General features: G+C 55.6%; 18 protein-coding genes. 11 read left to right on the top strand and 7 right to left on the bottom strand.

From position 1 onward, the window contains the following. Positions 1 to 445, top strand: a 445-nt coding sequence (locus tag N879_RS07535; RefSeq protein WP_022983290.1) for a LysR substrate-binding domain-containing protein, incomplete at its 5' end; no start/stop codon positions are given. A 58-nt stretch (positions 446 to 503) separates the two neighbouring features. Here N879_RS07535 and N879_RS07530 read toward each other — a convergent pair. Next, on the bottom strand, positions 504 to 1,787 hold the full coding sequence (locus N879_RS07530; protein WP_009456304.1) for a pyridoxal phosphate-dependent aminotransferase: 1,284 nt from the start codon (positions 1,785 to 1,787) through the stop codon (positions 504 to 506). Positions 1,788 to 2,097: 310 nt separating this feature from the next. Here N879_RS07530 and N879_RS07525 point away from each other — a divergent pair, with 310 nt between their 5' ends. Both N879_RS07525 and N879_RS07520 read left to right on the top strand, forming a co-directional pair. Continuing rightward, the gene (locus tag N879_RS07525; protein WP_022983289.1) at positions 2,098 to 2,586 is read left to right on the top strand and encodes a MarR family winged helix-turn-helix transcriptional regulator; all 489 of its coding nucleotides are present in this window, start codon (positions 2,098 to 2,100) and stop codon (positions 2,584 to 2,586) included. Beyond that, entirely contained in the window at positions 2,583 to 3,359 is a 777-nt protein-coding gene (locus N879_RS07520; RefSeq protein ID WP_009456309.1) for a DNA alkylation repair protein, read from the top strand. Before N879_RS07525 ends, N879_RS07520 begins: the two co-directional genes overlap by 4 nt. 22 nt (positions 3,360 to 3,381) lie before the next feature. On the opposite strand, the gene N879_RS07515 is transcribed toward N879_RS07520, so the two are convergent. Continuing rightward, positions 3,382 to 4,506 (bottom strand): metallophosphoesterase, encoded by a 1,125-nt coding sequence (locus N879_RS07515; RefSeq protein WP_009456311.1) that lies wholly within the window; start codon positions 4,504 to 4,506, stop codon positions 3,382 to 3,384. Positions 4,507 to 4,755: 249 nt separating this feature from the next. On the opposite strand from N879_RS07515, the gene N879_RS07510 reads away from it, so the two are divergent. Then, on the top strand, positions 4,756 to 6,831 hold the full coding sequence (locus N879_RS07510; RefSeq protein ID WP_022983288.1) for a catalase: 2,076 nt from the start codon (positions 4,756 to 4,758) through the stop codon (positions 6,829 to 6,831). Between the two features lie 43 nt (positions 6,832 to 6,874). On the opposite strand, the gene N879_RS07505 is transcribed toward N879_RS07510, so the two are convergent. Continuing rightward, a complete protein-coding gene (locus N879_RS07505) occupies positions 6,875 to 7,684 on the bottom strand; it encodes a hypothetical protein (RefSeq protein WP_022983287.1) in 810 nt (269 codons plus the stop codon). Positions 7,685 to 7,784: 100 nt separating this feature from the next. Here N879_RS07505 and N879_RS07500 point away from each other — a divergent pair, with 100 nt between their 5' ends. The 3 genes from N879_RS07500 (at position 7,785) to fdxA (ending at position 10,185) form a co-directional block, all read left to right on the top strand. Further along, a complete protein-coding gene (locus N879_RS07500; protein WP_009456315.1) occupies positions 7,785 to 8,114 on the top strand; it encodes a hypothetical protein in 330 nt (109 codons plus the stop codon). A 543-nt stretch (positions 8,115 to 8,657) separates the two neighbouring features. After that, positions 8,658 to 9,731, top strand: a complete 1,074-nt coding sequence (locus tag N879_RS07495) for a linear amide C-N hydrolase (RefSeq protein WP_022983286.1) — start codon at positions 8,658 to 8,660, stop codon at positions 9,729 to 9,731. A gap of 121 nt (positions 9,732 to 9,852) precedes the next feature. Further along, positions 9,853 to 10,185, top strand: a complete 333-nt coding sequence (gene fdxA / locus N879_RS07490) for a ferredoxin FdxA (protein ID WP_009464181.1) — start codon at positions 9,853 to 9,855, stop codon at positions 10,183 to 10,185. Here fdxA and N879_RS07485 read toward each other — a convergent pair. Next, positions 10,182 to 11,717, bottom strand: a complete 1,536-nt coding sequence (locus tag N879_RS07485) for an MFS transporter (RefSeq protein ID WP_022983285.1) — start codon at positions 11,715 to 11,717, stop codon at positions 10,182 to 10,184. The genes fdxA and N879_RS07485 overlap by 4 nt on opposite strands. Positions 11,718 to 11,801: 84 nt before the next feature. Here N879_RS07485 and N879_RS07480 point away from each other — a divergent pair, with 84 nt between their 5' ends. Continuing rightward, positions 11,802 to 12,668 carry a LysR family transcriptional regulator gene (locus tag N879_RS07480; protein ID WP_022983284.1) on the top strand — a complete coding sequence of 289 codons (867 nt, stop codon included), beginning with the start codon at positions 11,802 to 11,804 and terminating at the stop codon, positions 12,666 to 12,668. A gap of 6 nt (positions 12,669 to 12,674) precedes the next feature. Here N879_RS07480 and gph read toward each other — a convergent pair whose 3' ends face one another. From gph to ompA, 3 genes are all read right to left on the bottom strand, one after another. Beyond that, positions 12,675 to 13,370, bottom strand: coding sequence for a phosphoglycolate phosphatase (gene gph, locus N879_RS07475; RefSeq protein ID WP_022983283.1), 696 nt, complete (start codon positions 13,368 to 13,370; stop codon positions 12,675 to 12,677). A gap of 6 nt (positions 13,371 to 13,376) precedes the next feature. Beyond that, a complete protein-coding gene (ubiG, locus tag N879_RS07470; RefSeq protein ID WP_009464176.1) occupies positions 13,377 to 14,099 on the bottom strand; it encodes a bifunctional 2-polyprenyl-6-hydroxyphenol methylase/3-demethylubiquinol 3-O-methyltransferase UbiG in 723 nt (240 codons plus the stop codon). A gap of 83 nt (positions 14,100 to 14,182) precedes the next feature. Continuing rightward, positions 14,183 to 14,779, bottom strand: a complete 597-nt coding sequence (ompA, locus tag N879_RS07465) for an outer membrane protein OmpA (protein WP_009464175.1) — start codon at positions 14,777 to 14,779, stop codon at positions 14,183 to 14,185. 440 nt (positions 14,780 to 15,219) lie between these two features. On the opposite strand from ompA, the gene gyrA reads away from it, so the two are divergent. The 3 genes from gyrA to pheA are packed head-to-tail and all read left to right on the top strand — an operon-like array spanning position 15,220 to position 20,097. Continuing rightward, positions 15,220 to 17,904, top strand: a complete 2,685-nt coding sequence (gyrA, locus tag N879_RS07460) for a DNA gyrase subunit A (RefSeq protein ID WP_022983282.1) — start codon at positions 15,220 to 15,222, stop codon at positions 17,902 to 17,904. Further along, positions 17,904 to 19,013, top strand: a complete 1,110-nt coding sequence (gene serC / locus N879_RS07455) for a 3-phosphoserine/phosphohydroxythreonine transaminase (RefSeq protein WP_009463913.1) — start codon at positions 17,904 to 17,906, stop codon at positions 19,011 to 19,013. Before gyrA ends, serC begins: the two co-directional genes overlap by 1 nt. Continuing rightward, a complete protein-coding gene (gene pheA / locus N879_RS07450) occupies positions 19,006 to 20,097 on the top strand; it encodes a prephenate dehydratase (protein ID WP_009463912.1) in 1,092 nt (363 codons plus the stop codon). The genes serC and pheA overlap by 8 nt, the downstream gene beginning before the upstream one ends. Positions 20,098 to 20,391: the final 294 nt, after the last annotated feature.

Below are 20,391 nucleotides of genomic sequence, written 5' to 3'. Positions count from 1 at the left end.
GATCGCCAAGCGGGTGGGGGCGCTGCATCTGTCCATCTATGCAGCACCCTTGTATCTGGAGCGGTTTGGTACCGTTGTGCATCCTGAAGAGTTGGACGGGTCTGCACATCGAATGGTGGGGTACCTGTGGGAGCATCAGAACAAACCGTTTCCTTATGCCTTGCGTCGCGATAAAGAACGGGTTTCTTTGCCAGGCCGTTATGGCTTGGCCGTGAATGATGGCAACGCCTATCTGGCAGCGGGTGAAGCGGGTTTGGGGCTGGTTTGCCTGCCGGCGTATTTGGCCAAGGAAGCGGTGCAAGCAGGGCGCCTGATCGCGTTATTCCCGGATTGGACGATGGACCCTATGCCCTTGTATGTGGCTTTTCATCGCAGCAAACATACGAATGTTCGGCTGCGTGTCTTTATTGATTGGGTTGCGGAGCAATTGACTCAAGTATCTTGAGTGCCAGAAAAAAAGCCAAGGAGAATGAATCCTTGGCTTTTTTCATTGAGTCCGATTTTTATTCAGCTTCGGCGCTGTCTACGACTGGAATGGTCGCCTGGGCAAACTCAGGCCGTTCTGTACCGTGCTTGATACGGTAGTCTTTCAGGAACTTGGCGATGCGGTTGATGGCCTCGCGCAGGTCCGGCTCGTGGGGCAGAAACACCATGCGGAAGTGATCCGGATGAGGCCAATTAAAGCCCGTGCCTTGCACCAGCATCACGCGGGTGGCTTCCAGCAGTTGCAGGAAGAATTGGCGGTCGTCCTTGATGGGATAAACCTCGGGATCCAGACGCGGGAACATGTACAGGGCAGCGTGGGGCATGACGCAGCTGACCCCGGGAATCGCGGTGATCAGCTCGTAAGCCAGATCGCGCTGACGGCGCAGGCGTCCGCCTTCGCATACCAGATCGTTAATGCTTTGATAGCCACCCAAGGCGGTCTGAATGGCCCATTGGCCGGGCACGTTCGCGCACAGCTTCATATTGGCCAGCATGCTCAGGCCTTCGATGTAGTCGGCACCGGCTTTCTTGTCGCCCGAAATCACCAGCCAGCCTGCGCGGTAACCACATGCGCGGTAGCTCTTGGACAGGGAGTTGAAGGTCAGGGTCAGTACGTCGTTGGACAGGCTGGCCATGGCGGTGTGCTTCATGTCGTCGAACAGGACCTTGTCGTAGACCTCGTCGGCTAGCAGCACCAGATTGAATTCGCGAGCAATATCGACCAGAGCTTGTAGCACCGAGTCGGGGTAGAGCACGCCGGTGGGGTTGTTCGGGTTGATGACAACCAGGCCCTTGGTGCGTGGGGTGATCTTGGAGCGGATATCGTCCAGGTCCGGAATCCAGCCTTTGGATTCGTCACACAAGTAGTGCACGGGTGTACCGCCGGACAGGCTGGTGACAGCCGTCCACAGCGGATAGTCGGGCATGGGCAGGAGCAGTTCGTCACCGTCGTCCAGCAGGGCGTTGGTGGCCATTGCAATCAGCTCAGAGGCGCCATTGCCCAGGTAAATATCTTCCAGCGTCACGCCCTTGATCCCTTGTTCCTGGGTGTAGTGCATGACGGCTTTGCGCGCGGCAAAAATACCTTTGCTATCCGAGTAGCCCGAAGAGTTGGGCAGGTTGCGGATCATGTCGAGCTGGATTTCTTCCGGGGCGTCAAAACCGAATACCGCCAAGTTGCCGATATTGAGCTTGATCAGTTGCTGGCCCTCGTCTTCCATTTGTTTGGCCCGGTCCATGATGGGGCCGCGAATATCGTACAAAACATTCGCCAATTTGCTCGATTTCTTGATGCTATTCATGATGCTGGTAATCGGATTCCATGTGTGCTGCTGATGAACGGTGCAGGGCTGATGCCTGACCAGCCTTATACCTTACCGCATGCGTGGGCCTGTCTTGTAAGCATCAAGCTTAAAATGTGGCATTGTCGAATTTTGGCGACACTCTTTTGTCGAAAAAACGGCTGTCTTTGTCGATAGGCTCCTTACTACCTGGACATATTCCGCTTTATGGATTGGATTGGCATGATGTGAAATCAGCCCTCCTTTATTTTTCTTGTTTTTGAAGCGCTCTGATATTAAGATTCGACATCAAATCATTTGATGTCGAACTATGAAACTGGAAGCGAAATATCGGGCCTTGCTCTCGCACGCAGAGCAGCAAAAGGGCGTCAACGTTCAGGGCATGTCCCTGTGTTTTCAGCTCCTGTCCTTGTCTGCCCGTATTGATCGGGACTGCGCCGCCTTGTTGGCGCCCCATGGCTTGAGTGAGGCCCGTTTTGTACTTTTGTTCCTGCTGGAGGAAGCACCCGACGGGATGCCTTCCCACATCCTGGCTGAACGGGCAGGCGTGACGCGGGCGACTGTCACAACTCTGGTGGATGGGCTGCTGAAAGCGGGCTTGGTGCAGCGTTTTGCGGCTCAGACCGATCGGCGTTCTGTCATGGTGAAACTCAGCCCTCAGGGGGCGGAGTTGGCCAGGACGCTGGTAGGAACTCACGCCCAGTGGATAGGCGAATTGTTCCGGCATTTGTCCGAGGCGGAGTGCACCCAGCTTAGCGCCTTGTTGAACAAAGCCGCTGGTGGAGAAGACGCGTCATGAGTATCGAGAACCGCAAGGCTTATGCCAAGGTCGCGGATATACCGGCTGATATTTTGCTGGCTCTGTCCAAAGGGGAAATCCAGGGTCTTACTCTGACCGAGTCCTTGGCCATCGATCAGCGCGTGCTGGTGGCGACCGTATTTCCGGATTTGGATGAGCAGGGTGCACAGCACATCGACACCCTGGCCCAATTGGGCATTCTCAAGCGCATGAAAGCCATTGGGGAATATTTGCTGGACACGTATGGCGAGATGGCCTGGACGCGCTGTTCGGATCACCCGGCTGATGTGGTGCGGGGCTGGGCCTGCTTTATGGTGGGAGCCCGTGCATCCTTAAGTGTGCCTCAGCGCCTGGAGGTACTGCGCCCTTTGGCTGATGATGCGCATTTTGGTGTGCGTGAATGGTCCTGGATGGCGGTACGTCCTCATTTGGTGGCCGAGCTGGATGCGTCGATTCAGAGCTTGCAGCAGTGGGCGCGCTCAGACTCGGAATATCTGCGTCGCTTTGCGTGTGAGGCTTTGCGCCCTCGGGGAGTGTGGTGCGCACATATTGCCATCCTGAAAAAAGAACCGGAACGCATGTTGCCGATTCTTGAGCTCTTGTATCGGGATGGCAGTGTGTATGTGCAGGACTCGGTAGCCAATTTCTTGAATGATGCGGCCAAGGATCAGCCGCAGTGGGTGCATGATCTATGTGCCCAATGGCAGATGCAAGCGCCGGATAATGCTGCTGTGCAGCGCCTGTGTCGACGGGCGCTGCGCAGCGTGTCTTGATGCTCCGGTTCCAGTCCGGGAATCAGGAGGCGCGCAAGGTAATCAAGGTGATTTCTGAGGCGCGCCCCAGTCGCAGCGGGAAGCCCGCCCACAGTCCGGCACCGTAGCTGACGTACAACTGCATATCCCCTACTTGATACAGTCCACCCACATAGCCATCATTGGCCATCTGCACGATCTTGTGCATGCCCACAATATGGCCGCCATGGGTATGGCCCGACAACTGCAAGGCCGTGCCGGCCGCTGCGCTTTCCTTGGCGGTGTCAGGGCGGTGGGCCAACATGATGATGGGCATGCCAGCAGGGATCCCGGCGACTGCTGCAGCTACATCGGGCATGGGTTGCCCATGCACGGCTGCCGACTTGTCAGTAATGCCAGCCAAAGCAAAAGCAGCATCGTCTTGTTCAATAATGCTGTGCTCGTTCAGAAGCATACGTAGCCCAAGGCTGTTGAAGTGCTCTATCCAGGGCTGGTACTGGGTGTAGTACTCGTGGTTGCCTGCAATCACCCACACCCCTTGCGGGGCAGACAGGGCTTGCAAGGGGGCGACGTCATCGCGGCGCGCTTTCACCGTGCCATCGACCAGATCACCAGTAATGACGATCAGGTCCGGTTTCAAAGCCTGTGTTTTATCAACAATGGCTTGTATCCAGGGGCCTTGCAGCAGACGACTGGCGTGCAGATCAGTCAGTTGCACCAGCTTGAAACCATCCAGCTTGGGGGACAGGCCCTTGACCTTTACTTCGATGGACTTGAGCTCGGGGACTTGCACTGCCTGCCAGACACCCAGTGCGGACAGGCTGACCGCTGCGATGCCCAGCATGCCCCGCAAGGTAGAGGAGCGCAACAGAAGCAGCCCGGCTGGCTTGTACAGAACGCGCATCAGTAAACCTGCCAGATCGGTGATCAAGGTAAAGCAGGCGGCCAGCAGGACTGCCCCGAAAGCCCAGCCCAGGACCATGATGACTTGTGCGGGAATTTCCGGTGAGGCCCGTGAGCCCCAGAACAGCGCTACGGTGTAGTGGTGGAAGGTGGCGGCGACGGCCAAGATGCTGAGCAGCCATTTGATCCAGGGTTTGATCTTCAGCGGTTTGATCAGTCGCCAGGCGACATAAAGGGCAAAAACGAGGGCAGCGACTTGAAACACGAAATCATTCCAAAAAGAAACGGGGAGCCCGCGCTTGAGCAGGCGATAAAGCGTGCCCAGTATAGAGCGAGGAAGTGGGCATGATGTCAGCGCTCATCAGACAGTTACAGCTCCGTCACGAAAAAAGGTGGACATGCTTGATTACGTTTTGAGAGATTGCTTCGCACATCAAGTCATTAAAACTTCTAGGCTTTTTCCCAAGGGCACCCCAGTGGAACGGGGTTTTCGTTTGATTTGATTGGAGGACATATGGTGACTAAAAAATCCGCAGCCAAAACCAATCAGGATGCCGTGGGGCAAGGCGGGGAGTTACATCAGTTTGGCCATGCTGAGTTGACGACCAATCATGGCGTACCGATATCGGACAATCAGAATTCCTTGCGTTTCGGGGCGCGTGGCCCGACCTTGTTGGAAGATTTTGTCCTGCGCGAGAAAATATTCCATTTCGACCATGAACGTATACCGGAGCGCATTGTTCATGCTCGCGGCACAGGAGCACATGGTTATTTTGAATGCACGCAAGCAATCCCGGAGTTGACCCAGGCCTGTGTATTTCAAAAGGAAGGACATCGGGTGCCGGTGTTCTGTCGTTTCTCAACGGTAGCCGGCTCTAAAGGCTCCAAAGACACACCACGCGACGTGCGTGGTTTCGCGGTCAAGTTCTATACCGAGCAAGGCAACTGGGATCTGGTGGGCAACAATATGCCCGTTTTTTTTATCCAGGACGCCATCAAGTTCCCGGATCTGATCCATGCCGTCAAACCCGAGGCGGACCGGGGCTTTCCCCAGGCAGCGTCAGCCCATGACACATTCTGGGATTTTGTCTCCCTGATGCCCGAGTCTTTGCATACCGTGATGTGGCTGATGTCTGATCGAGCCTTGCCACGGTCCTTTCGCATGATGCAGGGCTTTGGTGTGCACACTTTCCGTTTTGTGAATGCCAAGGGCAAGTCGCACTTTGTGAAGTTTCATTGGAAACCCAAGCAGGGCTTGCAGTCCACCCTGTGGGATGAGGCGGTCAAGATTTCCGGGGCGGACTCGGATTATCTACGACGCGATTTGTACGAGGCGATTCAAAACGAAGCCTTCCCGGAGTGGGAACTGGGTGTGCAGGTTTTCGATCAGGAGTGGGCTGACAAGCAGGACTACGATGTGCTGGATGCGACCAAACTCATTCCCGAGGAAAGTCTGCCCGTCAAAATTGTGGGTCGTATGGTTCTGGATCGTTATCCCGACAACTTCTTTGCAGAGACCGAGCAAGTTGCTTTCTTGCCGTCCAACATCATTCCGGGAATCGACTTTACGGATGATCCCTTGCTGCAAGGCCGCTTGTTCTCCTACCTGGATACGCAAAAGTCTCGACTGGGAACGGTCAACTTTCATCAGATTCCTATCAATGCACCCCGCTGCCCATTCAGTAATATGCAGCGCGACGGCATGATGCAGACGCAGGTTCCCAAGGGCCGTGCGACCTACGAGCCCAATAGCCTGGAGGAGGCGGGTGAATCGGGCGGACCGCGCGCGCAGCCGCATGGCTTTCGCACCTTCCCCAGTACCGTAGACGATGGCGCAAAACTGCGTGTACGGGCTGAGTCGTTCTCGGATCATTACAGCCAGGCCCGATTGTTTTATCGCTCTCAGACTGAAGTTGAGCAGGAGCATCTGATTGCCGGGCTGGTATTTGAACTGTCCAAGGTCCAGCTCAATCATGTTCGTGTGCGTGTGCTCTCGCACATGCGTGTCATTGATGAGGATCTGGCCAAACGAGCGGCTCAGGGATTGGGGCTGGATTTGCCGCCTCCTGCCAAGCCCGCCCGCGAGCCGATCGACATGGCACCTTCCAAAGCCTTGTCCATACTGGCCCAGAAGTCGCCGATTGCCGGTCGGATGCTGGGTATTCTGGTAACGGACGGAGCTGACAAGGGCTTGCTGGAAATGCTGCTGACAGGGGCTCAGGAAGCCGGGGTGGCCGTCAAGCTTATCGCTCCGCAAGTAGGGGGGGTGACGCTGTCAGACGGCACACACTTGGCTGCCGACGAAAAGATTGCGGGTGCGCCCTCGGTTCTGTTTGATGCGGTGGCCTTGCTGCTTACCCAGGAAGAGGCTTCAAAACTGTGCACTAACAAGGCGGCAGTGGATTTTGTAGCCGACGCCTATGGACACTTGAAAGCAATTGGTCATAACGGCGCAGCCCAGCCCTTGCTGGACAGGGCGGGCGTATCAGTAGACAAGGGTGTGTTCGTCATTAAAACCGGTGATGATCTGCTTGAAAAAGTGTCTTCACGGTTCTGGGAGCGACGGCATCAGGTAGATGGTATGGCCTGATGTCTTGTGAAAAGGGGGCGGTGCTGCCCCCTTTCACGTGCCGTCAGTAGCGCCAGCTCAGCCCTAGCACGGGGCCCGACATGCGAGTGTCAAAGACATGGCCGGAGCGACGATAGTCCACATCCAGCATCTTGTATCCGGCAGCGATGGAGAAGTTCTCTGACAGGTCGTAGTTCAAGGTCAAGGTAGCTTGATAGCTCAGGCGCGAGCCCACGCCAAAGCCGCCCAAGTGGATCTGGGCTTGAGTGGAAAACTCCGGGGTGAAACGATAGAACGCACGCAGTCCTATCATGGGGTCCACCCAATTGAAGCTCTCCTGATGATGTCGGGTTCGGCCAGCCGTACTCAGATGGGCACGGGTGCGTATATCCCAAAACGAAAAACCGGCCAGTGCGTCCAGGCTGGCTTGTTCAGTGTCGTAGATGCGGTAACCACCTTGCAATGTGGCCATGAACAGACGTGTGTCCACGGTCCCTTCTGCAGCACCGACCAAAGGCAAACCACCTATTACTTCACTTTCGCGTGTGTTCACGTAGAGCAGGTCACTGTTGAATACATAGCGGTCTCGACGTACCCAGGCGTTCAGAAAGGCCGCGGCACGCAGATCGTGCAGGACATCTGAAAAGGACTTTTCTATATCCAGGGAGGGCGCGCGTTTGAAGGGGGAGGACTCACCCGACAAGCCGGTAATCCAGGCATAGGGTGTAATCTGCACGGCATAGTGTGGCGAAGTCGTGCTGTCGGACATGGCGTCTGGACCTTGAGCACTCACTTGGGCATGAGCCAGACTGGCCAGTGGCAAGATTCCCAATAATAGCCAGCGGGAATAAGTGAGTTTACGCATCATTGTCATGGCCCCTCTTTTTAATTCTGTAAATGACGGTGCACTAGCGCCAGTCTTGTGTCTTTCGGTATGCTGGACTAGCCGATCACCAACCCGTGGAGAACGTGTCATGCATGTGTTTTACCTTAGCAAGCAAGATATTGATAATTTGTTGCCCTTAGTGCAAGCGGCGTTACACGCTGATCGCACCGGACAAGTTGGTTTCACGGACGAAGAACTGGCCTTGCGCGCTGCCCTGGAGGCGATGCAGGACCCCAAGCTGTCCGAGCTGCTGGCCGGTGCCCGTGTCGAACCGGGTCGCATAGCCGTTGGCTTGGCTGAAGAAGATTACCGGGAAAACCTGCTGGCTCTGGAAACCCGTGATAGTGCTTATGTCATTGACCAGCTCATGGATAGCTATGCAGGATTGCCGGGGTTTTTTGATTGCCTGGAGTTTTAGATGAATTTGCAAAACAGCCCGTTACGGGCTGTTTTTTATTGCATGTTATTGAAGTCCGTGTCGAGGCATTATGCCGTTCCTTGTGCCTACGGATAGGATTTGGCCATTCCTGGTAATTAATGATCTTCCAGTTCTGGGTAAAAGATTTCGAGCACACATCGCCTGTGTTTTCAGATCTGAATGACTATTTTTAAGTTTTTTAAAACAAGAAAAAGGCCTGTGTAGTTTGGAGATCTTATTTGGTTCATTTATACGCGGGCTGATAAGGCAGCTACCCACGTTTTCAGAGTGAAAAACGCAGTTTCAAGGCGATCAGGAAGAAAAAATAATATTGCGGTCGATCATGAGTTAGCAAATGTTTTTATTCTCAAAACAAGGGATTTCATGCTCCGTTTTTGTCGGTCTTGCACCACAAGACTTAACTTGGCTTGACGCAATGTCCTAATCCTGTTTTTGTTACACCCGTGTCCAATGTATCGGCTGTGTAAGCAGTCGGTTTTTTTGTTTTATTGATTGGGCGGCTAGCCGTCTCTGGAGAGAAAGATGTTGCTAAAAAAATGTCGTCGTACTTTGCTGGCATGCGCAGTTGGGCTGGCTTTGGTGCCTGCGGCCTCTCAGGCGTGTACCCGAGCTGTTTTTCTGGGTGATAACGGACAGGTGATTACCGGTCGTTCCATGGACTGGAAGCTGGATGTCGGCACCAACCTCTGGATTTTTCCTCGCGGTGAAAAACGTACTGGCGAAGCTGGCCCCTCGTCCATTGAGTGGACCTCGAAATACGGCAGCGTGATTGCGTCGGGTTATGACATTGCTTCTACCGACGGGGCCAATGAAAAAGGTTTGAACGTCAACTTGCTGTGGCTGGTGGAGTCCCAATATCCCACGCCTCAAAAAGGCGATAAGACCTTAAGCATGTCTTTGTGGGGACAGTACGTCTTGGATAATTTTGCAACCGTGGCCGAAGCGGTTGCTGCATTAGAAAAAAATCCCTTTGTAGTCGTTACTGCCAAGGTCAAAGGTGAAGATCGCTTGGCAACTTTGCACCTGTCCATGTCGGATGCCACAGGGGATAGTGCGATTATCGAGTATATCGACGGTAAGCAACACATCCACCATAGTCGTAAATATCAGGTTCTGACCAATTCGCCCACATTTGATCAGCAATTGGCCATCAAGGATTACTGGCAACAGGTGGGGGGCATGAACATGTTACCCGGCACTAGCCGTGCTGCAGATCGTTTTGCTCGCGCCTCTTTTTACATTGATGCAGTGCCACGCAACCTGAGTGATGACAAGGCCGTAGCCAGTGTGTTGAGCGTGATACGTAACGCTTCTACTCCATATGGCATGACAGTGCCCGGTCAGCCCAACAACTCCTCGACACGCTGGCGCACGGTGTTCGACCATCAACGTAGTTTGTATTATTTTGATTCGGTTCTGTCACCCGGTGCATTCTGGGTGGATATGAAAAAAGCGGATTTTTCGGCAGAAACCGGCAAAGTGATGAAGCTGGATCTGGGGCCGGAGCAAAGCAAGGTCTACATGGGTGAAGTGCTGGACCACTTCAAACCAGCCCAGCCATTCAAGTTCGAACCCGCCGAACCGCCCGCTGTTTAATGGGGCAGTGGTATATGCCACTCTAGGCTGAATACCCGGGGCATAGCCGACAGCGATCACATGATGTTCATGCTCAGCTGTTATGCTATGCCCCGTCTTTATTTGTTGAAGTAGCTGTTTCATGACCTATGTAGTGACGGAAGCCTGTATCCAGTGCAAGTACACCGATTGTGTGACGGTGTGTCCCATGGATTGTTTTTTTGAAGGCCCGAATTTCCTGGTCATTCATCCTGACGAATGCATTGACTGCTCCATCTGCGTGGCCGAGTGTCCGGTGGGGGCGATTGTCAGTGATCAGGATGTGACGCCCGAGCAGCAGGTCTATGTGGAGCTGAACCGGACCTTGAGCGAGGACCCGGCCTGGAAGCGTATCAGCCAGCAAAAAGCGCCCTTGCCGGATCATGAATACTGGGCGACTCAGACCGACAAGCTGGCGCTGTTGAAGAAAGATTAATGGGCTTTCTGATGGCTGTTGTTGCGTTGGAAGTACCAGACCGCCAAGGCCGCCATCACCAGCAAAGCCGTACAACTGGCCAGTACGGCGACATAGCCTTTATCAAAAGAGTCACGGGCCAGTTCACTTAAGGTCAGAGCCAGATTCTGTGGCATGGTTTCTGCCATCAATAAGGCCTGATCCAGGCTGTCGTAGGCCAGGGCGCGGTCACTTAATTCCTGTGGCAAGATCAGGCTGGCGCTATATACGAAGGACAGCAGGCTACCCATAATGGTCACGCCCAGCGCACCACCCAGTTCATAAGACATTTCCTCGACCGAGGCCACCATACCAGCGCGCGAAGGCGGCACGCTTTGCATGATAGTGCTGGAAGCCGCCGTCATGGCCGCACCGATGCCCAGGCCCAGCATGACCAGGCTGATCACTTGTAGAGGCTGTGCACTGTTATGCCACAGCAGATAAGCGGCCATGCCTGCTCCCGCCAAGCTCAGGGCGCCAATCAGCAGTCGCTTGCTGCCGATGACGACCAGCAGGCGCCCGGCCAAGGGGCCGGCTATAAAGGCTGCCAGCGGCAAGGGAATAATGGCCAGGCCCGCTTCCAATGGTGAGAAACCCAGTACCAATTGCAGGCGTTGGCTGAACACCAGCTCCATACCGATCAAGGCCGCTGAGGCCGTCAAGGCAGAGAGTACGGCGGTGCTTAGCGTGGCGTCCCTGAACAGGGCAAAGTCCAGCAAAGGGAAAGGGCTGCGGTTCTGTTGACGGACAAACCAGCTCAGAAACAAGATGCCGATCAGCAGGGCGGCAGCGGTCAAACCCCAATCCGTATGCAGCTTGCCCATTTCCTTGATAGCCAGGGTGCTGGCTACCAGGCCCACCATGATCAGCAAGGAGCCTTTGATATCCCAGGGGCGCGATGCATCTGGCGTGGAGCGGGGCACCAGAATCCAGCCCATAGGCAACGCGATCAGCACGATGGGCACGTTGATCAGAAAGACTGATCCCCACCAGAAATGTTCCAGCAGGAATCCGCCCAGAACCGGACCAAAGGCGGCACCACCGGAGGCGATAGAAGACCAGACACCGAAGGCCACCGCACGTTCGCGCTCATCATGAAAGGTGATGCGTATCAGCGATAAAGTGGCGGGCATCATCATGGCCGCTGCCACACCTAAAAAGGCGCGTGCGGCGATCAAGGCCGTTGGGTTCGGAGAGTAGGCGGCTGCGACTGAAGCCAGACCAAACATGGCCAGACCCGACAGGAACAGGCGCTTGTGACCCAGGCGGTCACCCAGGGTGCCCATGCCCAGCAGCAGTCCGGAGACGACCAGAGCGTAGCTGTTGATGATCCACAGCTTGTCCGAGGCCGAGGCCTGCAGATCATGGGTCAGGCGTGGCAGGGCGGTGTAGAGCACCGTCATGTCCACCACAATCAGTAGAAGAGCTGCCGACACAATTGCCAGGATCAACCAGCGACGGCTTGGGGATAGGGGAGCAGTGTGGGCTTGATGGGTAATCGAGCTGTGCAGCATAAAAGACCAGAGCGGTAGGAAAGCAAGTATGATCTATCAATATTATCAACAGTCAAAGTTGATTAGCATCTATAAAATAGATAAATGGATTGGACACTGGAACGTATTCGACATTTTGTCGCTGTGGCAGAAACTGGCTCCATGACTCAGGCCGCGAAAGAGTTGGGCAAGGTGCAGTCAGCCGTCAGCACCTCGATTTCCCTGCTGGAAGCGGATCTGAATCTGGAGTTGTTTGATCGTTCACGACGAACGTTAAGCCTGACGGTGCCGGGCGAAATCATGCTGCTGGAAGCCAAGGCTCTGTTGCGTCAGGTAGACGTGTTGAATCGTCGGGCACTGGATTTCTCGCAAGGGCAACCGACCAGACTGGAAATTGCTCTGGATGAAGCCTTGCCTCAAGAGCCCTTGCGGCTGCTGCTCAAGGAGCTGGCTGAACGCTGGCCTGCACTGGAATTAACGGTCTGGAACGGAACCGCTTCCGAGGTGATGGACTATGTGCAGGAAGGCCGCTCGGATATGGCTTTTCAGTTTGATCGCGGTGCTGATGCCGCGTCATTCGCGCAAAGTTATATCGGCGCTGTGCCCCAAGCGATTTGTGTGGCGCGTACGCACCAGCTTGCCAGTCAGCATCAGGTCAGCCGTAAAGAGCTGACGGCACATCGACAATTGCTGATTCATATTGAAGGGACAGAGCAAATGGTTGTCAGCCCCAGTGTGTGGCGCTCAGACAGCTTTTATGTCATTGCCGATATGGTGGCCGATAGTCTGGGCTGGGCGATTTTGCCCCTGAATATTGCCGAGTATGCAAACTTGCGCAACAAGCTGGCGCAGTTGCATTGCCGGGAGATGGTTTTGCCACCCTTGCCAGTGCGGATGCTGTGGCGGCAGGGGCAAACTTTGCCCCCTGCGGCAGTGTGGATGCAGCAGCGCCTGTCGGAGCTGCTGCCTTAAGCCTGTTTAGCAGGCTAGTGGGGAAGGGCGGGAAAGCTGACCGTTGGCCCAGCGTTGTACGCCTTCCCAGATATCAGAGGCGTGATGCACGGTCATATCGGCTTGCCAAGTGCTCAGGCTCTCGTCCTGAGCGCAGTAGCCGTAGGCGGCAATCATGGTGGCCATGCCAGCAGCCTGACCTGCCTGGATGTCGCGCAGATCATCACCTACGTACAGGCAGTCTTTGGGATCAAAGCCCGTTTTCTCGGCGGCATACAACAAGGGGGCGGGATGAGGTTTGGTGTGCTGGGTAGTATCCCCGCCGACGGTGACTGCGCAACCCGCTTCCAGTCCTAAATGACGGATCAGGGGCAGGGCCAGGTATTCCAGCTTGTTGGTGACGATGCCCCAGGTGTAGCCGGCCTGCTCTAACTGTTTCAGCATGGGGGCTACGCCCTCAAACAGATAGGTCAGCTCCGTCATGTGATCGTTGTAGTCCTGCAGGAACTGCGCTCGCAATTGTGCGTAGTTGGGGTGATCGGTATTGATATCCAGCGCTACCTTGAGCAGCCCCCGTGCACCGTGCGAGGCATAGGGACGCAGCGCTTCGTAGGGCAAATCAGGCAGGCCATGTTCCTTGCGCATGCGATTGGCCGTAGCAGCCAGATCCGGAGCAGAGTCGGCCAAGGTGCCGTCAAAATCGAATAGAACCAGTTTATTCATGAGGGCTTAGCTTTGGCGGCGGCTGGCCAGCAGGTAGTTGACGGAGGTGTCGCCAGACAGGCGATAGTGCTCGGTAATCGGGTTGTATTCCAGACCTTTCAATGCCAGGGCATCCAGACCACTGCGGCGGGCCGAGGAAATCAGCTCGCTGGGTTTGATGAAGCCCTCATAGCTGTGCGTGCCCTTGGGAATCAGGCGCAAGAGGTACTCGGCACCCACAATGGCAAACAAGAAAGATTTGGGATTGCGGTTCAGGGTTGAGAAAAAGACCCAGCCACCGGGTTTGACCAGTTTGGCGCAGGCCGCAATGATGGAGCCCGGATCGGGGACATGTTCCAGCATTTCCATGCAGGTGACAACGTCAAAACGACCAGGGTGCTGATCGGCCATGTCTTCGGCGCTGATCATCTCGTATTTGACGGGTACGCCCGATTCCAGACTGTGCAAACGGGCAATCTTCAAGGAGCGCTCGGCCAGGTCAATGCCGGTGACGTCGGCGCCGGACTGAGCCAGGCTTTCCGACAAGATTCCGCCACCACAACCGACGTCTAATACCTGCTTGCCCGCCAGGGAGCCGGTGTAGGACAGAATCCAGTCCAGACGCAAAGGGTTGATGGCGTGCAGCGGTTTGAACTCGCTGTCAGGGTCCCACCAGCGGGATGCCAGTGCACTGAATTTATCGATCTCTGCGGGATCGACATTGACGTTAGTGACGGTGGAAGCGGTCATGGCTCATCCAAAAAAATTAAGGCCCCGCAAAAGCGGAGCCTTAATTGTAGCCTTAGCTACAGAAATACGTGATGCAGCAAGAATTACTTGCGGTTGCCCACGATTTCGATTTCTACGCGACGGTTTTGAGCACGGCCTTCGCGGGTCTTGTTGGACGCCACTGGCTGAGCTTCGCCCTTGCCTTCGGTGTAGATACGGTCTGCAGGTACGCCCTTGTTGACCAAGTATGCTTTAACAGCATTGGCGCGACGCTCGGACAGCTTCTGGTTGTAAGCTTCAGCGCCGATCGAGTCAGTGTGACCGGTAGCGATCAGAGTTTCCAGATCGATGGACTGAACGGTGTCAGCCACTTGATCCAGAACCTGGCGGCCTTCTGGCTTGATGGTGGATTTGTCGAAGTCGAAGAACGTGTCAGCGTTCAGAGTCACTTTGGTGACAGTAGGAGCGACGACAGGAGCTTCGGGGGCTTGGGCAACGGGCACACCGTCACAACCTGGAATACCTGTAGCAGGTGTCCAGAAGTTGTTGCGCCAGCACAGTTCGTTGGTGCCGTTTTTCCAAACGTCGCCGAACGGATTGCGCCAGTTGTTAACTTCGCCGGACTCTTGTGCGGAAACTGCACTAGTGGCCGATGCGGCGGCAATGGCGAGTACAAGTGCGATTTTGGAGGGTTTGTTCATATTTCTCCTCGTTGAGCTGATGCTGTTAAGTGACCGCAGCGAACCCCTGCCGCTGATTAACGGAACCAGTATAGCAATCCTTTGAACGGAACAAAGACTTGCTTGCGCTGGGTTTCATGCGTGTTAGGTCGAATCTTAAGACATTTCGGCCACATGCGTGAGGGGGACGGGGAACGATTCGTGAAGATGCGTGGAATTAGCCTTGTTCTTTCCTTTTATTGTTGGTTTTAGGCAACAGGGAAAGGGTGGGGCCGCTTCTTCAATCCATCATCGATACGATTAGTGGACGATGGATTTTTGACGAATCGACCGTTTCAATCACATATCGCCCGCCTTCTCGCCTCGCTACGCTGCGTCCCTCTATGTGAAAGTGCTAGAATTTCCTCTTGTCCGTTTACGGCTGGCTTACTGCTTAACCCATATCTATAAAGAATTGACCTATGGATTCCTTTGCCAAGGAGACGCTTCCCGTTTCGCTTGAAGAGGAGATGCGCCGCAGCTACCTCGATTACGCCATGAGCGTGATTGTGGGCCGTGCTCTTCCCGACGTGCGAGATGGTTTGAAGCCCGTGCATCGCCGTGTTCTGTTCGCCATGCATGAACTCAATAACGACTGGAATCGTGCCTATAAGAAGTCGGCTCGTATCGTCGGTGATGTGATCGGTAAGTACCACCCTCATGGTGACTTTGCCGTCTATGCCACTATCGTGCGTCTGGCGCAGGACTTTTCCATGCGCTACACCCTGGTCGACGGACAAGGTAACTTTGGTTCCATCGACGGGGATAACGCCGCGGCCATGCGTTACACCGAAATCCGTCTGGCCAAGATCGCCCACGAACTGCTGGCCGATATCGACCAGGAAACCGTGGATTTCGTGCCTAACTATGATGGCAGCGAAAAAGAACCGGCCCTGTTGCCTTCGCGTCTGCCCAACCTGCTGGTCAACGGCAGCTCGGGTATTGCCGTGGGTATGGCTACCAATATTCCGCCGCATAACCTGGCTGAAGTGGTCAACGGCTGTCTGTACTGCCTGAGCCACCCCGAGTGCACGGTTGATGAGCTGATCGAATACATCCCGGCCCCCGACTTCCCGACCGGCGCCATTATTTATGGCATGTCCGGTGTGCGCGAAGGCTATCGCACGGGCCGTGGCCGCGTCATCATGCGTGCCAGTACACACTTTGAAGACATGGAAAAGGGCAACCGCCAGGCCATCGTGGTCGACGCCATTCCTTACCAGGTCAACAAGAAGTCGCTGCAGGAACGCATTGCCGAGCTGGTCAACGAAAAACGCATCGAGGGTATCTCCGATATCCGCGACGAGTCCGACAAGGACGGTATGCGTTTGGTCATTGAACTGAAGCGGGGCGAAGTGCCGGAAGTTGTGCTGAACAACCTCTACAAGAACACGCAGTTGCAAGAAACCTTCGGGATGAACATGGTGGCACTGGTCGATGGCCAGCCCCGTCTGCTCAACCTGAAACAGTTGGTGGATTACTTCCTGAGCCACCGCCGCGAAGTGGTTACTCGCCGTACCGTATTCCAGTTGCGCAAAGCGCGCGAGCGCGGTCATGTGCTGGAAGGTCTGGCTGTGGCCCTGGCCAATATTGATGAGTTCATCGAAATCATCAAAGCGGCTCCAACGCCACCGGTTGCCCGTGTCGAGCTGATGGCTCGGTCCTGGGATTCCGGTCTGGTGCGCGAGATGCTGGCCCGTGCCGACACCAGCGCCATTGTGGGCGGCCGTCAGGCTTACCGTCCGGATGATTTGGGTGCTGAATTTGGCATGAACACAGACGGTCTGTACCGTCTGAGCGAAGTGCAGGCCCAGGAAATTCTTAACATGCGCTTGCAGCGCTTGACTGGCCTGGAGCAGGACAAGATTGTTCAGGAGTACCGTGAGGTCATGGACAAGATTGCTGATTTGCTGGACATCCTGTCCAACCCGGCCCGAGTGTCCGCCATTATTGGTGACGAGCTGATCGCCGTGCGCGACGAGTTCTCGGCCACTGGCAAGGACGTTCGTCGCTCGCAAATCGAGCACAACGCCACCGAGCTGGATACCGAGGACCTGATCACTCCTATGGATATGGTGGTGACGCTCTCGCATACCGGCTACATCAAGAGCCAGCCGCTGTCCGAATATCGGGCCCAGCGTCGTGGTGGCCGTGGCAAGCAAGCCACCGCCATGAAAGAGGACGACTGGATCGACAAGTTGTTCATCGCCAATACCCACGATTACCTGCTGTGCTTCTCCAACCGTGGCCGTGTGTACTGGCTCAAGGTCTGGGAAGTGCCTCAAGGTTCACGCAACTCGCGTGGCCGTCCTATCGTCAATATGTTCCCTCTGGAAGATGGCGAGAAGATCAACGTGGTGCTGTCCGTCAAGGAATTCAGCGAAGATCAGTTCGTGTTCATGGCGACCTCGCGCGGTACGGTCAAGAAGACCCCGCTGTCCGACTTCTCCAACCCCCGTAAGGCCGGCATTATTGCTGTGGGCCTGGACGAGGGCGACTACCTGATCGGTGCTCAGTTGACCGACGGCGTCCATGACGTCATGTTGTTCTCTGACGCCGGCAAGGCCGTGCGCTTTGATGAGGGTGATGTGCGTCCAATGGGCCGTGCAGCCCGTGGTGTGCGCGGCATGACGCTGGAAGAAGGGCAGTCCGTGATTGCCTTGCTGGTGGCCGAAGACGAAACCCAATCCGTGCTGACCGCAACCGAGAACGGTTTCGGCAAGCGTACCCCGATTGGCGAATACACGCGTCACGGTCGTGGCACCAAGGGCATGATTGCCATCCAGACCTCGGCCCGTAACGGCAAGGTGGTGGGTGCCGTGCTGGTCCGTGAAACCGACGAAATCATGCTGATTACCAATGCGGGTGTGCTGGTCCGTACCCGGGTGGCGGAAATCCGCGAAATGGGTCGTGCGACTCAAGGTGTGACCTTGATCAGCGTGGACGATGACAGCGAGCTGTCTGGTGTGTACCGCGTGGTGGAGACCGATGACGAGGTCGACGCTGAGCTGGCCGAAGAGGGTCAGGCGCCAGAAGGTCAGGAGCAGGATAATCAACTTGATTCCGCCCAAGACCAGGCGGACCCTTCCGGCGAGGAAAACGAGTAATGCGTGTATGGAATTTTTCGGCAGGCCCGTCAATGCTGCCGTTGGAAGTGCTGGAGCAAGCCGCTGCTGAAATGACTGATTGGCATGGCACCGGCATGTCCATCATGGAAATGAGCCACCGTAGCAAGGACTATATGGGTGTACGTGACGAGGCAGAAGCCGATTTGCGTAGCTTGCTGTCCGTGCCCGATGACTTCGCGGTGCTGTTTGTTCAGGGTGGGGCACAAGGCCAGAATGGCCTTTTGCCCTTGAACCTGATTCAGCGCAATGGCAGTGGCAAGGCCGACTACGTGCTTTCGGGCAGCTGGTCGGTCAAGTCCTGCGAAGAGGCTCAGCGCTACGGTGATATCCACGTTGCCGGTACCAGTGGTCAGGCGTGGCAGGATCAGGGCAAGGAATGGGCGCCCTGGACCTGGTTCCCCGAGCCTTCCCAATGGGATGTGCGCCCGGATGCGGCTTACTTGCACGTTTGCACCAATGAAACCATTGGTGGCGTGGAGTTCAATGATATTCCCAAGCTGGATGTCCCCGTCGTTGCTGACGTGTCGTCCAACATTCTGTCCTGCCCGATCGATTTCTCGCGCGTGTCGGTTGCTTACGCGGGTGCCCAGAAAAATGCCGGCATGTCCGGTATTGCCTTGATGATGATACGCAAGGACTTGCTGGGCCATGCCATGGATCTGTGCCCGTCGGCGTTCAACTACGCTAACATTGAAAAGCAGCAGTCCATGTTCAACACGCCGCCTACGTACTCGATCTACATGGCCGGGCTGATGTTCAAGTGGCTGGAGCGCCAGGGTGGTGTGGCTGCCATGCAGGCACGCAATGCGGCCAAGTCCGAGGCCTTGTACGGCTTTCTGGATGCGTCCGAGTTCTACAACAACACCGTGCATCCGGCGTATCGCTCGCGTATGAACGTTCCGTTCCTGTTGCGTGATCAGTCCCTGGATTCCCTGTTCCTGGAACAGGCTACGGCTGCAGGCCTGACTTCCCTGAAAGGACACAAGAGCGTGGGCGGTATGCGCGCTTCAATCTATAACGCCATGCCGCTGGAGGGTGTGCAGGCACTTATCGATTTCATGACTGAATTTGAACGACGGAATGGCTAATACCTTAACTGAGCGCCTGCTCCCTTGGCGCAATCGTATTGATGAGCTGGATCGCCAGATCCTGGAGTTGCTCAACGAGCGTGCTCGTGCGGCTTTGGAAGTGGGCAAGATCAAGCAGGACTTCAATACAGAGGAAGTCATCCTCAAGCCCGAACGCGAGGCACGTATTGTGCGTCGCTTGCAGTCTGAAAATGATGGCCCGTTCACACCGGCAGCAGTCGAAGCGGTGTGGGGGCAGATTATTTCTGCCTGTCGCGGTCTGGAAAGCGTATTGCGCGTGGCTTATCTGGGCCCGCAGGGCTCTTTTTCCGAGCAGGCCGCCTACGAGCATTTCGGCCATGCTTTGGATGGCCTGCAATGTGACTCCTTCGACGAGGTTTTCCGCAGCGTCGAAGTGGGTCAGGCTGAAGTAGGCATGGTGCCCGTCGAGAACTCGACCGAAGGTGCTGTGAACCGCACGCTGGATTTGCTGCTGAACTCGCCCTTGCGTGTCCTGGGCGAGCGCTCGATTCGTGTGCATCACAATCTGCTGACCCAAACTGGCACGATGGAAGGCGTCACCCGTGTGATGGCCCATCCTCAGGCTTTGGCGCAGTGCCAGAACTGGCTGCAAAAGCATTACCCACAGCTTTTGCGTGAGGCCGCCTCCAGCAACGCTGAAGCAGCACGCATTGCGTCGTCCGATCCTACGGTTGCAGCGATTGCGGGCAATACGGCTGTTACCGCCTGGAATCTGGGTGTGGTCGAGGCCGGTATTCAGGATGATCCGCACAACCGCACCCGTTTCCTGGCCATTGGCAATATCGAGTCTCTGCCTAGCGGCAATGACAAGACCAGCATCATTCTGGCGGTGCCCAACCGGGCTGGCGCTGTCTATGACATGCTGTCTCCTTTGGCAGTGCATGGTGTGTCCATGACGCGCCTGGAGTCGCGTCCTGCGCGGACAGGGCAGTGGGAATATTATTTCTACGTAGACCTGATCGGTCATCGTGACGAGCCAGCCATGGCCGCCGCTTTGGCAGAGCTGAAGAAACAAGTCGCCTTTTTCAAGATTCTGGGTTCTTACCCCGTAAACGACTTTTAAGCATCAGCAACAAGAAAGGCCTGGGGGGCTTCCCCCTCAAGGCCTTATTGTCTGTGTGGGACATGCCTGTTCAGGACGTGCCTGTTCAGGACATGCCTGTTCAGGACATGCCTGTTCAGGACATGCCTTGTCAGGACGAGTGGCTCGCACAGGATCTGCTTGTTTCGGTCTGTCTTGCGCAGTTGCTTGGTGCGCTGTGTCATCAAGAGCTGGCTAGACAAAATAGAGGCTTTGCGTGTTGCTTTAATCCTTTGATGGGGTTTGGGCGGCAATCTGGCAAAGTCTGCATCAATA

Source organism: Alcaligenes sp. EGD-AK7 (assembly GCF_000465875.3).
Lineage (GTDB): Bacteria > Pseudomonadota > Gammaproteobacteria > Burkholderiales > Burkholderiaceae_B > Alcaligenes > Alcaligenes phenolicus.
This window is presented reverse-complemented; position numbering and strand designations above follow the sequence as displayed.

Excerpts from the sequence above, each read along its gene's own strand:
- N879_RS07500 (WP_009456315.1), top strand. The coding sequence starts at position 7,785 with ATGCATGTGTTTTACCTTAGCAAGCAAGATATTGATAATTTGTTGCCC.
- N879_RS07510 (WP_022983288.1), top strand. The coding sequence starts at position 4,756 with ATGGTGACTAAAAAATCCGCAGCCAAAACCAATCAGGATGCCGTGGGG.
- N879_RS07505 (WP_022983287.1), bottom strand. The coding sequence starts at position 7,684 with ATGACAATGATGCGTAAACTCACTTATTCCCGCTGGCTATTATTGGGA.
- gyrA (WP_022983282.1), top strand. The coding sequence starts at position 15,220 with ATGGATTCCTTTGCCAAGGAGACGCTTCCCGTTTCGCTTGAAGAGGAG.
- N879_RS07495 (WP_022983286.1), top strand. The coding sequence starts at position 8,658 with ATGTTGCTAAAAAAATGTCGTCGTACTTTGCTGGCATGCGCAGTTGGG.
- N879_RS07520 (WP_009456309.1), top strand. The coding sequence starts at position 2,583 with ATGAGTATCGAGAACCGCAAGGCTTATGCCAAGGTCGCGGATATACCG.
- fdxA (WP_009464181.1), top strand. The coding sequence starts at position 9,853 with ATGACCTATGTAGTGACGGAAGCCTGTATCCAGTGCAAGTACACCGAT.
- gph (WP_022983283.1), bottom strand. The coding sequence starts at position 13,370 with ATGAATAAACTGGTTCTATTCGATTTTGACGGCACCTTGGCCGACTCT.
- pheA (WP_009463912.1), top strand. The coding sequence starts at position 19,006 with ATGGCTAATACCTTAACTGAGCGCCTGCTCCCTTGGCGCAATCGTATT.
- serC (WP_009463913.1), top strand. The coding sequence starts at position 17,904 with ATGCGTGTATGGAATTTTTCGGCAGGCCCGTCAATGCTGCCGTTGGAA.
- ompA (WP_009464175.1), bottom strand. The coding sequence starts at position 14,779 with ATGAACAAACCCTCCAAAATCGCACTTGTACTCGCCATTGCCGCCGCA.
- N879_RS07525 (WP_022983289.1), top strand. The coding sequence starts at position 2,098 with ATGAAACTGGAAGCGAAATATCGGGCCTTGCTCTCGCACGCAGAGCAG.
- N879_RS07480 (WP_022983284.1), top strand. The coding sequence starts at position 11,802 with ATGGATTGGACACTGGAACGTATTCGACATTTTGTCGCTGTGGCAGAA.
- N879_RS07485 (WP_022983285.1), bottom strand. The coding sequence starts at position 11,717 with ATGCTGCACAGCTCGATTACCCATCAAGCCCACACTGCTCCCCTATCC.
- N879_RS07530 (WP_009456304.1), bottom strand. The coding sequence starts at position 1,787 with ATGAATAGCATCAAGAAATCGAGCAAATTGGCGAATGTTTTGTACGAT.
- ubiG (WP_009464176.1), bottom strand. The coding sequence starts at position 14,099 with ATGACCGCTTCCACCGTCACTAACGTCAATGTCGATCCCGCAGAGATC.